The organism is Priestia flexa NBRC 15715 (assembly GCF_001591565.1).
Lineage (GTDB): Bacteria > Bacillota > Bacilli > Bacillales > Bacillaceae_H > Priestia > Priestia flexa.
In genome coordinates this window covers 1-15699 of record NZ_BCVD01000098.1, presented here as the reverse complement: position 1 = coordinate 15699, position 15699 = coordinate 1, and the positions used below count along the sequence as shown (strand labels likewise).

Annotated in this window: 14 protein-coding genes, 1 pseudogene and 1 riboswitch; of the genes and pseudogenes, 2 read left to right on the top strand and 13 right to left on the bottom strand. The window is 39.7% G+C overall.

Annotation, left to right across the window (positions count from 1 at the left end; genetic code table 11):
* Positions 1-19 precede the first annotated feature (19 nt).
* From BFL01S_RS14935 to BFL01S_RS14910, 6 genes are all read right to left on the bottom strand, one after another.
* A complete protein-coding gene (locus BFL01S_RS14935; protein WP_061786168.1) occupies positions 20-1024 on the bottom strand; it encodes an ABC transporter substrate-binding protein in 1005 nt (334 codons plus the stop codon).
* Positions 1021-1773: an ABC transporter permease gene (locus BFL01S_RS14930; RefSeq protein WP_061786167.1), complete on the bottom strand. Its 753-nt coding sequence runs from the start codon at positions 1771-1773 to the stop codon at positions 1021-1023. The genes BFL01S_RS14935 and BFL01S_RS14930 overlap by 4 nt, the downstream gene beginning before the upstream one ends.
* Entirely contained in the window at positions 1770-2534 is a 765-nt protein-coding gene (locus BFL01S_RS14925) for an ABC transporter ATP-binding protein (protein ID WP_025910368.1), read from the bottom strand. Before BFL01S_RS14925 ends, BFL01S_RS14930 begins: the two co-directional genes overlap by 4 nt.
* Positions 2527-3198, bottom strand: a complete 672-nt coding sequence (gene tenA / locus BFL01S_RS14920) for a thiaminase II (RefSeq protein WP_025910367.1) — start codon at positions 3196-3198, stop codon at positions 2527-2529. The genes BFL01S_RS14925 and tenA overlap by 8 nt, the downstream gene beginning before the upstream one ends.
* Complete coding sequence (locus BFL01S_RS14915; protein ID WP_025910366.1) at positions 3198-4475, bottom strand: acetylornithine deacetylase; 1278 nt, start codon at positions 4473-4475, stop codon at positions 3198-3200. Before BFL01S_RS14915 ends, tenA begins: the two co-directional genes overlap by 1 nt.
* Before the next feature lie 107 nt (positions 4476-4582).
* A riboswitch (TPP riboswitch) is annotated at positions 4583-4685 on the bottom strand.
* A gap of 306 nt (positions 4686-4991) precedes the next feature.
* Positions 4992-5645 carry an HAD family hydrolase gene (locus tag BFL01S_RS14910; RefSeq protein ID WP_061786166.1) on the bottom strand — a complete coding sequence of 218 codons (654 nt, stop codon included), beginning with the start codon at positions 5643-5645 and terminating at the stop codon, positions 4992-4994.
* A gap of 314 nt (positions 5646-5959) precedes the next feature.
* Between BFL01S_RS14910 and BFL01S_RS14905 the strand changes: the two are divergent.
* Positions 5960-6460 (top strand): annotated as a pseudogene (locus tag BFL01S_RS14905) (cytochrome P450); the annotation flags it as partial.
* Positions 6461-6478: 18 nt separating this feature from the next.
* Here the strand turns inward: BFL01S_RS14905 and BFL01S_RS14900 are convergent.
* Positions 6479-7249: a class I SAM-dependent methyltransferase gene (locus BFL01S_RS14900; RefSeq protein WP_061786165.1), complete on the bottom strand. Its 771-nt coding sequence runs from the start codon at positions 7247-7249 to the stop codon at positions 6479-6481.
* A 33-nt stretch (positions 7250-7282) separates the two neighbouring features.
* Positions 7283-8413 carry an AbrB family transcriptional regulator gene (locus BFL01S_RS14895; RefSeq protein WP_061786164.1) on the bottom strand — a complete coding sequence of 377 codons (1131 nt, stop codon included), beginning with the start codon at positions 8411-8413 and terminating at the stop codon, positions 7283-7285.
* A 201-nt stretch (positions 8414-8614) separates the two neighbouring features.
* Here BFL01S_RS14895 and BFL01S_RS14890 point away from each other — a divergent pair, with 201 nt between their 5' ends.
* The gene (locus BFL01S_RS14890) at positions 8615-9487 is read left to right on the top strand and encodes a LysR family transcriptional regulator (RefSeq protein ID WP_025910360.1); all 873 of its coding nucleotides are present in this window, start codon (positions 8615-8617) and stop codon (positions 9485-9487) included.
* 35 nt (positions 9488-9522) lie between these two features.
* Here BFL01S_RS14890 and BFL01S_RS14885 read toward each other — a convergent pair whose 3' ends face one another.
* The 5 genes from BFL01S_RS14885 to BFL01S_RS14865 form a co-directional block, all read right to left on the bottom strand.
* Positions 9523-10473 carry a tripartite tricarboxylate transporter substrate binding protein gene (locus BFL01S_RS14885; RefSeq protein WP_035320925.1) on the bottom strand — a complete coding sequence of 317 codons (951 nt, stop codon included), beginning with the start codon at positions 10471-10473 and terminating at the stop codon, positions 9523-9525.
* Positions 10474-10488: 15 nt separating this feature from the next.
* A complete protein-coding gene (locus tag BFL01S_RS14880; protein WP_025910359.1) occupies positions 10489-11163 on the bottom strand; it encodes a response regulator in 675 nt (224 codons plus the stop codon).
* A gap of 44 nt (positions 11164-11207) precedes the next feature.
* Entirely contained in the window at positions 11208-12797 is a 1590-nt protein-coding gene (locus BFL01S_RS14875) for an ATP-binding protein (protein ID WP_061786163.1), read from the bottom strand.
* 559 nt (positions 12798-13356) lie between these two features.
* A complete protein-coding gene (locus tag BFL01S_RS14870; RefSeq protein ID WP_025910357.1) occupies positions 13357-14664 on the bottom strand; it encodes a CitMHS family transporter in 1308 nt (435 codons plus the stop codon).
* A 273-nt stretch (positions 14665-14937) separates the two neighbouring features.
* Positions 14938-15504 carry an ImmA/IrrE family metallo-endopeptidase gene (locus BFL01S_RS14865; RefSeq protein ID WP_061786162.1) on the bottom strand — a complete coding sequence of 189 codons (567 nt, stop codon included), beginning with the start codon at positions 15502-15504 and terminating at the stop codon, positions 14938-14940.
* Between the last annotated feature and the right edge of the window lie 195 nt (positions 15505-15699).

Genomic DNA, 15699 nt, shown 5'->3' with positions numbered 1-15699 from the left:
TGTCTCAGTCTCTTTTTTATTAGTTTGTCAAATCTATAAACATATCCTCTGGCTTGGGTTCTTTTTTAATTAAACTAGAATCCTTTAACCACTTCGCTGTTTCTTCCCAAGACTTATTTGTCTGACTTCCAAAGCCTTCAGCTGACTCCATCTTTGGAAGTAAGATATCCAAACTTTGTTTTTCTACTCCTTCCACTAGTGGAAAATTCGCTTTGTCTTGATTGCTTAATAGAATATCAAGAGCTTCATCCGGATGTTCATTCATGAATTCATAGCCCTTTGTTGCCGCTTTCCAAAAAGCACGAATTGATTCTTCATCTTTTTCCCATGTATGATCACTTGTTACGGCTACTAGCTCGTAATAATTGGGAACACCATAATCGGTTGGATTAAAATAGCGTGTATCATATCCTTTGTCTTTTAAAACAGGAACTTCATGGTTAATATAAGCCCCGATTACCGCGTCGACTTTTTTGGTTACAACTGAAGACCCTAATTCAAAGCCTACGTCAGCCATTTTTACCTTGTCCGGATTCCCTCCGTCCGTTTTGATCATCTTTTTCAGCAGAGCTTCATTTAAAGGAATTCCCGTATAGCCTACCGTCTTGCCTTCTAAATCTTTTGGGCGTTTAACAGGACTTTCGTCTAAAAACACAACGTGATTTAACGGAGAACGGACAATAGCTCCTACTGACTTCACCGGAACGTTTTCGTTGGCTCTTGCCATTACGACATCTGGCTGATAGTAAAAACCTAACGTGACTTTACCCGTAGCCGCTAGATTTAACGGGTCGGTTGGGTTGGCAGGATATTGAATATCTACCTTTACACCTTCTTCTTCAAAATAACCTTTTTCTTGTGCTACGTATAAAAAGCTATGTACAGCGTTTGGATACCAATCGAGCATCACCGTTACTTCCTTTAAATCTTTTTTATTAATTGATGAGCTTGTAGCGTCTTTCCCACAAGCTGCCGTTACTACTACTAAAAGCAGCAATGATAAACTAACTAGCCATTTTTTCATTTAAATTTCCTCCACTTCAGTGATTTACGTTCAATCCATGTAATGCCAATAAAAGAGATGATGCCGATAAGGGATAACACAACGATTGGAGCGAATACACCAGCCCCATCAAACTGTGTCATCATCCGTCGACTGAAATAACCTAAACCGGCTTGTGCACCGAGCCATTCACCGATCGCAGCGCCAATAACGCTTAAGGTTACCGCTACTTTTAAACCTGAATAAAAATGAGGTAAAGCGGCTGGAACACTTAGCTTCATAAAAAGATCTCGTTTAGTCGCTCCCATCGTTTTTAAAAGTTCAACGTGTTCACGTCTCGTTGAGCGAAGACCATCAAACGTGTTAACGGTAATGGGGAAAAACGTAATTAAGACCGTTACAACTACTTTGCTCCAGATTGAATAGCCAAACCAAAGTACAAAAATAGGCGCTAGCGCTATGATTGGAATGGTTTGCGAAGCTACTAAAATAGGATAGATAGCCCGCTCAATGGTTTTGTTGTTATTCATCCAAATCGCAACCACCACGCCTACAACAATTGAAATGGCTAAACCTATTAAAATAATCCGTAGCGTTGAAGGTAAATGTTCAATGAACAGCACATCTTTTAGCTCCCATATTCTCACGCACACCTCAACTGGAGATGGTAAAATAAAGGGCATCGCCACAACATAAGCGATAACCTGCCAAATAAGCAGCAACATGAGCGTTAAAATAATAGATGAACTCCACTCTTTTACCTTCTTCATGCATCCACCTTCATTCTGAGCTCTTCCATCAGTTGATGCTTTAGCTTTACAATCTCTGGTCGATCTATATCCTGCAGAGACCTTGGCCTTTCAAGAGGTACCTTGACCTGCTGAAATTCCTTTAAAGGCTGCTTATCAAAGATAAAGATTCGATCTGATAAAAACAGCGCTTCCTGTACATCATGGGTGATAAACAAAATGGTTTGCTTACGCTTTTGCCACTGTTCAAGCAGCCACTCCTGCATGGATAGACGAGTAATGGCATCCAAGGCACTAAACGGTTCATCTAGCAAAAGTACGTTTGACCCGCTTAGCACGCTACGAAGAAACGAAACCCGCTGCTTCATTCCTCCTGATAAATTGGCAGGAAATCGATGTTCATACCCTTCTAACCCAAATTCACTTAGCAGCTCTTTTACTTGTGTATATGCTTTTCCCTTCGCTACTCCTTTTAACTCTAAAGGTAAAGCAGCGTTATCTAGAATCGTCCTCCAAGGTAAAAGAAGATCTTCTTGGGGCATGTATCCCACATGACCCAATCTACTATGATGCTGCTGACCATTAATTAAAATCCTTCCCGTCTGCTCTATCTCTAACCCGGTAATGAGTCGAAAAAGCGTGCTCTTTCCTGAACCGCTTGCACCAACAATGCTGACAAACTCTCCTTCTTTAATATCAAAATTAAGAGATTCTAAGATTGCTCCTTTGCTTTCTTCATATGAGAAAGTCACCTTTTCAAACTCCAAAGCTTTTTTATACATGAACAGGCCACATCGCTTTTTCATAAGCCATATCCCAGAATAAGTATTCAAAGCGCGTCGTATTAATAAAGATTTCTTCTAGCTTGTTAAGCTCTGCTTCTGATTTTCCTTCTGCTAGCTGATCCATTAGATCGATGCACCAAGTCGCAAGCTCACCAAATTCAGCTGAGCTGTACATGTGAATCCACTCACTATAAAGCTCATGAGCTGCTCCAGGCTGAGTGGAAAGCTCTTTGCCAATTTCCCAATAGCTCCACATGCACGGGAGCAGTGCGGCAACAAGCTCAGCTAGCGTTCCGTTTTGAGAAACGTGAAGCATATAGTGCGTGTAAGCAAGCGTTGTTGGCGCGGGCTCTGCTGTTTCTAGTTCTTCAGGAGTAATTAAAAAACGTTTTGCATATTGTCTATGTAGCTCCATCTCTTCGTTGATTGTTGAATGTAATAACGCTGCAAATTTCCCCATCGTTTGAACATCTGTTGCTTTTACTGCTCCAAGTGCAAATAGCTTCGCATAATCAATTAAATACACGTAATCTTGTACCATATAAAAGCGAAACTTCTCTTGCTCTAACGTCCCTTCTCCCATCCCCTTTACAAAGGGATGCTCATGCGTTTGCTTCCAAATAGGCTTTACTTTTTCATATAAACGTTCACTGAATCTCATTAGGCACTCTCCTTTTTTGTATGTAGCCACTCATAAATAAACTGAACCATCACTTTCGTGTAATCGAGTAATTGATCAACGGACAGCTTTTCATTAACAGCGTGTGCTTCCGTTAATTCGCCTGGGCCATAAATAACTGTAGCTATACCTGCATCAGCTAGCCAGCCACCGTCCGTAACCGTTGGAGAAACGTTGACTTTCGCTTCTTTCATTGTCACTTCTCTATGAGCACTGACTAACGAGTGAACTGCTGGGTGATTTCTATCTACTTCAAATGCAGGGAAAATTTCACCTCTATCTTCAATCATTGATGTTCCTCCCCACTTAAACGTTGGGAGATTTTCTCTTAGCCACCGATCTGCTTTTGCAACCTGTAACAGATGGTCTTCTACTTCTTTCGCTACTTCTTCATACGATTCATTTGGATAATAATGAACGGTCACCCACAGCCTGCACTCATCTGCGATAAACGCTGCGTGGCGACCACCTTCAATAACCGCTGGATTGATTGTATTTGTTCCAGGCGGAAAGCCAGGGTAGCTTTTGACAACAGCCCAGTGGCGCTCTAACTCTTGTAGTGCACCAATTAATTTCATCATTTTTTCAATTGCACTGGCTCCCAACAAACCGCCGCCGGCATGAATCATTTGTCTTCTTGTGGCATCATGATATGTTTGCTTACTTTTCACAGTTATCCACCCGGTAATGACTCCACCTTGACCTTGGATTTGCAAATCACTTGTATCAACCACAACCGCAAAGTCTGCGCTATATCCTCGCTTGCAGCATTCAAGGGTACCTGCCTCTCCAACCTCTTCACCGATAACTGACTGAAACACTAAATCACCAGGAAACTCCACTCCAGCTTCACGTAGAAGCTTAATAGCAAACAGCGCACCAGCGAGTCCGCCTTTCATATCGGCAGCGCCTCTCCCCGTAATAAATTCTTCACCGCACCTCGCTTGAAACGGATCAGCATCCCATCCTTCGTCTTCGTTAACAGCTGCAACATCAATATGTCCATTAATAATCAAGCTCTGGTACCCACTTCGATTTGTTCCCTTTAATGTTCCAACAACGTTAGGATCATTTGGATACACGTCCCACATATCTGTTTCAAAACCATAGCTTTCCAACAGCCGCGCAATATAGCTCTGCGCTTCTTTTGTATTACGTGCAGGTGGTGCTGGTGTTTTGTAAGATATGAGCTTGGTCAAAAGTTCAATAAGCTCATCTCGTTTGTCATCTACTTGCTTTACTACATCCGTAATATTCATACCAATTCCCTCCTTCTAAACCACATAAAAAAGCGCTTCTTTTCATAGAAAAGAAGCGCTTGAATATACACATGTATCCCTCTTACATCACGTAAAAGTCATAGATGTAGCACACAATACCTCTTTCCTACGCTAGTATTACCTAGTTCAGGTTATAAGGGTTAAGACAAGCGTCTCTCTCAGCTTTGAAAAGCACCCCTAGTGGTTTGATAATGACTATTTTTTTGTAAAACTATCTGATTATTACCTCTATTAGTTGTACCACACTACCTTATATAGTTCAATACAATTTGCAGAATTCTAATTTGACCTTCAAAGCCACAATAGCGTTATGTTTAATTCTATCGGATGCCTACCAAGTATAGAAGACTAGGGACGAGCTATTCAGCTTAAAATCCCTCCTTTTCTATACTTACTTCTTTTGACAAGTTGGACAGTAATACAACCGCCTCATATTCCGTTCCCAAAAATACACTTAGAACCATAGAAAGTGGAGCTAATGCTAGCTTCACTTTTTTAATGACTTACCTGTTCAATTACTTCTTGCAACGACTTCTCTTTCATAGAGGCAATGCGTAAGTGATACGTTTCAAACGTCAAATGTGCAGAGAGACGATTCGGCACAATTACACATTGTAAACCCGCAGCAATCGCAGCTTTTGCACCGTTGGCTGAGTCTTCAAAAGCAATGGCTTCAGAAGGTTTTACGCCTAACTTTTCAACTGTTTGCTTATAAAGAGCTGGATCTGGCTTAACTTTTTCCACGTCGCCACGCGTTTGCATCACTTCGAAATGACCAAGGAGATCTAATTCCTTTAAAAACGACGTAACCCATGCACGGTCTGAGCTGCTAGCTAAACCAATTTTCAGTCCTAATTCTTTCGCTTCTTTTAAATACTCAAGAACGCCTTCACGAGCTGCAAGCTGCTTCATTTTTTCTTGGTGACGCTTTAATGACTCTTTTGCAATTTCTTCCTTCGTTAATTCACGACCAAACTGCTCATATAAAAAGTCGTAAAGCGCTTTAGTATCCGTTCCTATATAAGACGCAAACTCTTCAATTTTCAAATGTACGCCACGAGGTTCTAGCATATCGCAGTATACTTCATACCAAACTGATTCTGTATCTACAATTAATCCATCAAAGTCAAACACAATTGCTTTAATCATCTTTCATACCGCCTTTATATCTCAATTCTAGTTAATATCCTATCACGTTCTTATGAGTAGGGCTACAAATGTATATTTCAGCTAGCACATCGACATATGGATATCATTTGCATTTTTTTCATTTCTTTACGCTCAACTTTTCTATTTCAGTTGATGAGCAAACAATACCCCCTATATAATTAAGGTACATTTTGAACTACAGGTTCATTTTATCGAACTGTATGCACAAAAAGTTTAGAGAGCATTTACTCTTTTCCATCTCTATAGAAGGAGGAACGAACAATGAAACAAGAAGTAATTCCGGTAACTGAGATACCAAACTAACGCTGTTAGATCCACCTGATCATCGTAAAGCACGCTCTTTACTTTCTGCTGCTTTTACACCACGTAGCTTAAAGAACTGGGAGCCACGCATTCGTCAAATTGCTGCTAATCTTGTCAAAGACATCGAAGTGAATACAACTGTAGATATTGTCGAAGTTTTTGCATCGCCTTTACCTAGCTACGTGATTGCAGATTTATTCGGCGTACCGATTGAAGACCGTCACCAGTTCAAACATTGGATAGACGTATTATTTCAACCTTACGATAAAGAGCGCCTTCATGAACTCGAACAAGAAAAACAACAGGCAGCTAAAGAATATTTTGAATATCTCTATCCACTTGTCGTTCAAAAACGGTCAAATCTTGCAGATGACATTATTTCGGATTTAATTCAAGTCAATATAGATGGAGAAGGTTTCACAGACGAAGAAATTGTTCAAACAACCATGCTCTTACTTGGAGCTGGTGTTGAAACAACAAGCCACGCTCTCACAGGAGCACGGCTTCTCTTATTTTTTCGCAACAATTAAAACGGATTCTGCTTGAAACGATTGAATGCTTTTACCGTCTGTTTGAATATGAAAGAACGTTTTCAGTTCACTTGAAGCACGCAGCATCTTTTCTATGAGCTCTTGCTTATCGTTTAGCGGTACTTTCATCATTTCACACCAATCATCAAACAGAAATGTTTTTGGAAAGCGCGTCATTAGCTCAATTGTGAAGCCCGCTCCCTCTAACATTTTAAACCACTCTGTCTTTTTATAAGCACGCTTATGGCTAGGATCTCGCTTCTTTTCCACTTCGTTATAAAAAGTATCATATGCGTCGCTTTCTGGCGCCACGTTATCCACGACTATAAACGCTCCGTCTTTCTTTAATACCCGAGCTGATTCGTTAACAAAGCTTTGCACATCGGTAAAGTGATGAGGAGCGATTCGGCACGTTACGAGATTAAACGCTTCATCTAAAAACGGTAGTTTCTCTGCTTCACCCTGGACAAACGATACGTTCTCATGACCGTTACTTTTGATAAATTCTTCTGCATAAAGGAGCATTTGTGGAGTAAGATCAAAAGCTACTACCTCACCAAATAAACCGGCAAGCTTATTAGCTACGTGGCCTCCACCCGTTGCGATATCCAAGGCTTTTTCTCCGGCATAATCAGCCGCTAATTCTGTTAAGAAAGCTAAATCAGCTCCTTTGGAATGGCCTTTGCTTTTCACATAGTTTTTAGCATTGCTGCCAAATTGACTCACCACTAGCTCTTTTTCATGATTCATTTCCCACCACTACCTCTCTTCATAAGTCAGCTATTACCTTTCTTGAACCTTAGCATGAGCATGAACTTTCTGCTCCCCAACCTGATAGAACCATCTAAAGATTGGTGGTAATAGCAGCGAAACAATTAAAATACGAAATACTTGAACAGCTACAACAAACGGTGCATCTGCTCCTAGTACAACAGAAGTGGTCGCCATCTCCGCAACTCCTCCTGGAGCAAAAGCAAGTGCTGTTGTAATAAATGGTATGCCTCCAACCTCAGATATGATATATGCACATAGAAACATCGTACCAATTAACACAATTGTGCTAATAAAAGCCACTCCAATCGTTCGCTTCATACCCTGAAACATATCAGCGTGAAAACGTGAACCAATGCTTGTCGCAATGATTACTTGCGCAATAATTAAGACAAGATGTGGCCACCACGCTGTTAAGTTATAGCCTGCAATCGCTGAGCCTGCTACTTGCATGATGCCTACCGTCAGCATCCCTCCAACAAGCCACGGAGCCGGAAATTTGAAACGCTTGCCAATTAGGTATCCAATAAATGCTGCAAAGACTAATACAAATGTCCATGATACTGACTCTAAACTAAAAGAAAAAGCTGCCTCAGAGGGTGCTGCTACTGTTGCTTGTTCTCCTAACGATGAAACAAGAAGTGGAACCGTAAGCACAACAAGGAATACGCGCATAATTTGAACAACGCTTACCGTTGCAGTGTTTGCTCCCACCTCTTCTGCAATCCCTGGCATGGCACTTAGTCCACCAGGAGCTGTACTGAACAAGCTTGTTAACAAATCATTTGAGGTGAATTTAAAAAGAATAAACCCAGAGCCTAATGAAAATAAAATAGAGATTAATAAAATGATAGATACAGGAAGCCAATTATCTACAAATGTGCTGACAACCGTTAGATTAATTTGTTGCCCCAGCTCAATTGCTAGAATAAGCTGACCGATATACGGCCAAACCTTTGGCATTCCTTTAGAATTCGAAGGAACCTTCAAAAATTGAGGACGAGTAATTGCTAAAGTTGTTGCCACAATAAGTGTTCCAATCATCCAGCCGATTGACATTCCTAATGAAGACAATAACAGCCCGCCTAAAGCGCTTAGTATAATCAATAAAAGCGTAGATGAAAAAGATAATGTTGCTTTCATTTCAAATCCTTCTTTCTATTTTTGCTACGATTACTTTGTCAGTTAAAAAACAAAACAAGCGGTTTAAGTCCCCTTGCTCTTACGCATAAACTTTACGTTTTCTATCTATCTAAACTATAGTATACTTTTAGAGATAATTGAAATATCGGATTTGTATGTAGAAAGATAAAAAAAATTAATGCCTGAATAAAGGAGGAAGACATGGACGATCGCGATTGGCTCATTTTACAGCTTTTATACCAAGAGAAAAACATCACAAAAGCTGCAAAACTACTTTATATCTCACAACCAGCCCTGACGAACCGCCTGCAACAGATGGAAAAAGAATTTGGTGTACAGATTGTTAACCGTGGGCGCAGAGGTATCCACTTTACACCTCAAGGAGAATATTTAGCAAAATCTGCTGATAAAATGATTGCGCATCTCCAGCACATAAAAGACCACGTCTTAAATATGGGCGATAAATTAACAGGCACACTAAGGCTTGGCGTCTCGAATTTCTTCACAGATTATAAATTACCCGGACTCTTGCGTTTGTTTAAAGATAAGTATCCGGATGTTGAATTTAAAGTAACAACCGGCTGGAGCAGCGACGTTGTAAACCTCCTGCATCACCAAGATGTTCATATTGCTTTTGTAAAAGGTGATTATAACTGGCGCAACGAAAAGCGGCTTATCTTTGAAGAAACGGTGTGTATTGCTTCAAAGACACCGATCGAGCTAAACGATCTTCCGCGTCTACCTCGCATTGATTATCATCAAGACCGCTTTTTGAAAACAGCTGTCGACCATTGGTGGAGCGAAAATTTTAATCAGCCTCCAAGCGTCAGCATTCACGTAGATAAAGCAGATACATGTAAAAAGATGGTAGAAAACGGCCTTGGTTACGCAATGCTTCCCCACATGCTAGTTGAAGATGTTGAAGGGCTTCACGTCATTCCGATGCAAAACGAAGATGGGACTGCTTTACTTCGAAAAACGTGGATGTACTTTCATGAGGAGTCACTTGAAATTAAAATTGTAAAAGCATTCATTGAGTTTATTGAAGAGATTGATTTGCATGATATTCATTAAACAAGTAAGAAGCTATATGAAGTCATATAGCTTTTTTACTTGCCGCTCATTAATTCTTCATATAGCTTACTTTGTCTTTCCAAAAACACAGAGGCACCGCTGCTGTTTTTATAAAAAGGATAAAAATCATTTTCTTTTAAAAGCTGTTTCCACGCCTTCGTATTGACCATTTTGTATATGGCTTGATTCCAGTAATCAATTTCTTCTTGCGTCATATTTGGTGGACCCATTAATCCTCTCCAATGGCTAAAAACAACGTCAATTCCTTCTTCTTTCCACGTTGGAACGTCATTAAATTCTGCTAAGCGCCGCGGAGCTGAAACGCCCAAAATCCGAACATCCCCTCGCTCATACGCATCCTTCGCTTCTGATAACGACATAGGAGCTACTTGAACTTCATTCTCTTGGAGCGCGTCCAGCACGCCATGGCTACTTCCATATACGTAAAAAGCTAAGCGAGACGTTTCAACTTTTGCTTTTTGCGCTGCTTGCACAAACGACAAATGATCATCATTACCTAACCGAGGAGATAATCCAATCTTTAATGGATGATGATTTTCTTTTAAAGCATCCATCAAGCTCTTCATTGTCATAATGGAGGAAGAGGCTGGAACAACGATGACTTCCCATTCGGTTGCCAAAATCGCAAGAGGCGTAAAGTTTTTATACGTTAGCTGACTTTGCCCCAGTAAATGATTCGTAATCAATAAGCTAGAGTTACCTGAAATGACGTTTCCCCCTTCAAGTTGCTGTACATAACGCCACGCTTCTTCTCCTTGACTTTGTGTTTTATTGACAACAGAAACAGGTACATCCATTACTTCTTGTTGTAACACGTGCTGCATGGTCCTAGCGGTTAAATCCGCTCCACCTCCAACCGCTCCTGGGGCTACTAATTCTATGTGATCAAAGTGCACATTTTGATCATGATTACTACAGCTCATTAACACAAGTATTATGCTTACTAAACTAATCCACTTCTTCATATAATTCATCCTGACCTATGTCAAATGATACTTTCGCTCTGGTCGACCAACAATGCCATAATCATACTGAACATGACATTCTTGCACAGATACTAAATATTCTAAGTAACGACGAGCCGTCGTTCGAGATACGCCCATCTTTTTGCCCATTTCTTCGATTGTAATACCTTCTGTGAGGCCTTTTAAAATAGCTTTCACCTGCTTTAACGTGATACCGTCAATTCCAGATGGTAAGACTTTTTCCACTGGCGACTGCTGCTTATCATAGCCAAAATACGAATTAACAAACGATTGGTCCACTTCATCTCGAGCTTGCAGCAAGCTTCTTTTTTTCTGGTACCCTTCAATTGCTTCAATGAATGACTCCATTTTTACAGGCTTAATCAAGTAATTAACAACACCATTTCGCAAACATCGCTCTAAAATATCCCTTTCAGTGGCAGCCGTCACCACAATGACATCTACTTCCGGAAATCGTTCTCGAATACGTGGTAATAAATCCGTTCCCATTTCATCAGGCATATAAATATCCAAAATAAGCAAATCGATAGGTTCTTGCTCGAGCATCTCTATCGCTTCTTTAGCATTTAAAGCTTTTCCTACCACTTTCACATTCTCTATTTCTTGTAAAAATCGTTCTTGAACCTGAGCGATTCGAAAATCATCCTCTGCAATGGCTACTTTTAACATGATGTCTCTCTCCTTTGTTTGATTTTCTCTCATCCCAATTGCGTCTACTTTTGCTTCGGTAGATAAACAGAGAATGTGGTACCTTCTTCTTCAGGATGAATGTCAATCCAACCTTGAAGCTCATCGATCATTTCTTTCACGTTTGAAAGCCCATATCCTCGGTTTTGTCCTTTCGTCGAAAATCCTTTTGAAAACAATTTATCAATTATTTCTTCTGAAATTCCACTTCCATTATCACTTACTTCAATAATGATGTCTTGACCAATATCGGTAATAAAAAACGATACTTTCTTGTCATCTTGCGTACTAACTGCATCAAAAGCATTATCAATTAGGTTTCCAATAATGATGATTAAGTGTGAGACATCAATATGCGAAGGTAGCTCTTTCAATAAGCTATCCTCTGCAATGGTAAACTCTACTTTCTTTTCAGACGCTTTGCCCATCTTACCTAATAGCACAGCTTGTACTTTAGCATCCAAAATTTGATGAAATAAAATTCGATTTTGCGTTTGGTGCGCATTGGACTCTTTTTGAATAAATTCAAAGGCCTCATCATACTCTCCTAGCTGTAGCAGTCCAGATAGCACATAAAGCTTGTTTGTGAATTCATGTGTTTGTGCCCGTAAGTCCTCAGAGTATCTCCGTACTTCTCCTAGCGTATGGATTAAATGATTCAGCTCTGTTTTATCGCGGAAACTTGCTACGACACCAACGATTTTGTCATTTTCAATAATGGGCAATAAGTTTAAAATAAAAAGCTTATTATGAAAGCGAATCTCTTGATCATTTTGCGCTTGACCATCTACCAGCACCCGCATCATGTTTGTATAAGGGAATACTTCAATGATTGACTTTGGGGTATAGTTATCCTGCAAGCCGAGCATATGCCTCGCTGATGTATTCATCATCGTAATTCGACCTTTCGCATCAATGGCGATAATGCCTTCTTTTATCGATCGCAAAATTGCACTACGCTCCCGATACAAAGAAGCGATTTCGTTTGGCTCTAAGCCAAGAGTATCTTTTTTAATGCTTTTAGCGAGTAAGACTCCCCCAACGATTCCAAGAAGAAGGACGAGAAAAGCGTAAAAAATAATCTGTTGAATGCGCTTAATTAAATGAGCATGAACGTCTCGCTCTAGAAATTCTACGGTAACGACACCAATAATTTCACGGTATTTTCCTTGTTCGCTAATCACCGGAGCTTTCCCCATAATAGATAGACCCGAAGTTCCCATGCCTTCCAGCGTATAGTACCCTCCAAACATAAGCGCACGATAGTTGGAACTGGCATTGGTTTGACGGTCTGTTCTTTTCTCTTCGTCAGGCGAATAAATGGCTTTTTTTCGGTTTTCAACGATAATGGCTTCAGCACCAATTTGTTCACGTACTTGCTCTGCTAAAGGCTGAATGACCTTTGAAGGATTCTTGTCATTGAAAGCTTGTTTGACTTCTGGCATAAAGGAAATCGATTTGGCAGCCTGCAAAGCTAACTGTTCTGCTTGCTTTTTTGACTCCACTGCTTGCATATAAGAAAAGATACTAGCAAGTAATGTAACCACAAGTAGTACCAAACCAACAGTAAGGCCAACTGTTTTTGTTTCTAACGAAATGGAAATTGTTTTTTTCATTCTATTTTGACATCCTTCTTCTATTTGCACTCCTCTTTTATTCTACCAAAATTTTTATCTTACGTTTTGATTTGTCTGACTTTTATAAATATTATCTTTCAGCCTTGAATAAGATCATTACAAAATGCGCTCTCTGCCTGGCAGGAGGCTTTCGAATAGGCACAACCTTTGAGGAGTTTACTCTCTTGTTTGAATTTTAAAAGCACTGTTTTTACGTAGTGTGATTTCCATTCCAGATTGCCACCTTTCCGCAGGGCGAGCGCCGGGCCTCCTCGTAAACTGCGGGGTCTCGCCTGTCTCGCTAGTCCTGCAGGAGTGGCGCATCTTCCATTACAATCACAGGTTTTTTTATTAAGGTGCCTTTTGATGAGAACCGTTCATTTTTTTGTGTTTTAAAAACCTCCCTCTACTTGGTATGAGGTTTCAAGATAAGAACTTTATCGTCTTCTTGATTATTTAAAAGCATTACTATCGAATTAGACTACTTCTTATATCTTGAACTTACCTATCAATTATATAGAAAAGAACTTATCCGCTTGAAAGCGAATAAGTTCTCATGTTACAAGGTAATGACCCCTGTAATGATAGCAACAAGCAGCATGACCATTGATGTACCAATCGTCCATTTTAACGTGTAGCGCTGGAATTCTCCAAGGTCAACTTTCGCCATACCTACTAATAGATATGTGGAAGCAACAAGTGGACTTAGCAAGTGAACTGGCTGACCGATTAATGATGCACGCGCAATTTCAGCTGCGTCGATTCCGTATGTGGCTGCTGCCTGTGCGATAATTGGTAGAATGCCATAGTAGTAAGCATCATTTGACATAAAGAATGTAAATGGCATGCTTGTAATGGCTGTGATGACTGACATGTAAGGTCCCAGTGCATCTGGAATAAGAGAAACTAAGCTATTTCCCATCGCATCAACCATCTTTGTACCAGATAAAATCCCTGTAAAGATCCCTGCTGCAAATACTAGTGACACAACGGCTAGTACGTTACCCGCATGAGCTGTAATTCGTTCTTTTTGTGTTTCTAAATTTGGATAGTTAATCATAATCGCAATAGCAAACGCTATCATAAATAAAATTTGTAAAGGCATGATTCCGCTAATTAACCCAACCATTAATAAAATTGTTAAGCCAAGATTTACATAAAGTAATTTTGGACGCTTGTAGCTTGGCTGCTCCACTGCTGCTGCTTGCTCTGCAAACGCAACTTGTACAGATGAAATATCTTTTAAATCAATTACGCCTAAACGTTGACGTTCTTTTTTACCAAATAGGTAAGCGGTGAAGATAACCCAAATTGCTCCTCCAACCATCGCTGGAATTAACGGTGTAAATACTTGAGAAGCGTCTAGATTTAATGCACTCATCGCACGAGCAGTTGGACCACCCCAAGGCGTTAAGTTCATAACTCCGCTTCCCATAATCGCAATACAGGCTAACATCATCGTACTCATGTTTAACTTTTTATAAAGCGGTAACATTGCAGAGAGCGTAATCATGTATGTTGTTGTTCCGTCACCATCCAATGAAATAGTTAAAACAAGAATGGCTGTCCCAATCGTAATTTTCAGTGGATCCCCTTTAACAATCTTTAAGATTTTACCTACAACTGGATCAAATAACCCAGCATCAATCATAATACCAAAGTATAGAATAGCAAACATGAGCATTACGCCCGTTGGTGCTAATTCTTTTACACCTGCTAACGCCATTTCACCTATATCTGTTGTAAAGCCACCAATGATTGCAAATATAACAGGAATAACCATCAGTGCAATTAGTGGTGTTAAGCGATTTGTCATAATTAAAAACATGAAGGTACATACCATTGCAAAACCAAGTATTGCTAACATATAAATCCCCCCTACCCCTTGTTTTGTATACGCTTTCATTAAAGTTGACAAAGCCATGGTTTTATCTGCATTTACATGATGTTAAAAACTCAGCAGCCAGTTATACTAGCTTCTGTTCTTACAGCACCTTAATTTTCTGTTTTTTCTTAAAATAATCATAATTTAAGATTCGGTTCGCTGTAAATAATTCGTCATATAAATACTTTTAAAACTTTTTATATAATTAAATCCTTTTTGTTCATGGCTTTTAAAACATAGGTAGGAGTGGGTTCGTTATTCAACACGAAGAGTAAGCGGAGGACAGAATGGATAGTGCGATTGTTGGTATTCCTGAATCGCTTCTTGAAGGTAAGGAATATTGTGAAGCTGCTTGGATTCCATTCCTTCCATTTGTAAAAAACGTTCAATTGCATATGTGTTTGCAAATAGTTCTTGCTGTTTGTTTCCTTCTCTTAATACAGCTTGGTTTTGAGTTCGATCTACGTGATGACCTAGTTCATGAAGAACGATGAAAGCGAACTGATGAGCTTTTTTGTTTTTCATGGTGTCAACAAAGACAATAGGACACTCTGTCACTGTATATTTTTTATAGTTAATTTCAAATTGTAGAGCTTGCTTTTTTGAAGAGGTTTGCTTTGGAAATTGTCCGTAATAAACGCCTAATACATCTCTTCCTTGTACCTTAACACTGCCGAGGCAATAAACGCCTTTTAAACCGTTCCATTCTTCAGGGGCAGTAACTTTTTCAATTTCTTTGAGGATTGCTCGTTGCTTTTTACTCAGCAAACCGTAAAAAAGTACACCATGAACAGCTACGGGTTCATCTTTTTTCCAAAACATCTTGTCGCCTCCTCTACAATCGATTAATTCTTTGTTACCTTAACTATATGATATTTATAGCCATAGTTAAAATATCGTTTTTTTATCGTTAGCTATTATATTTAGTTATGTCAGATTTAACTTGTTTTTAGAGGGGGAAGCACTTGTTCTCTGCCTAGCGTGATTTCCATTTCAGATTGCTTCCTTTCCGCAGGA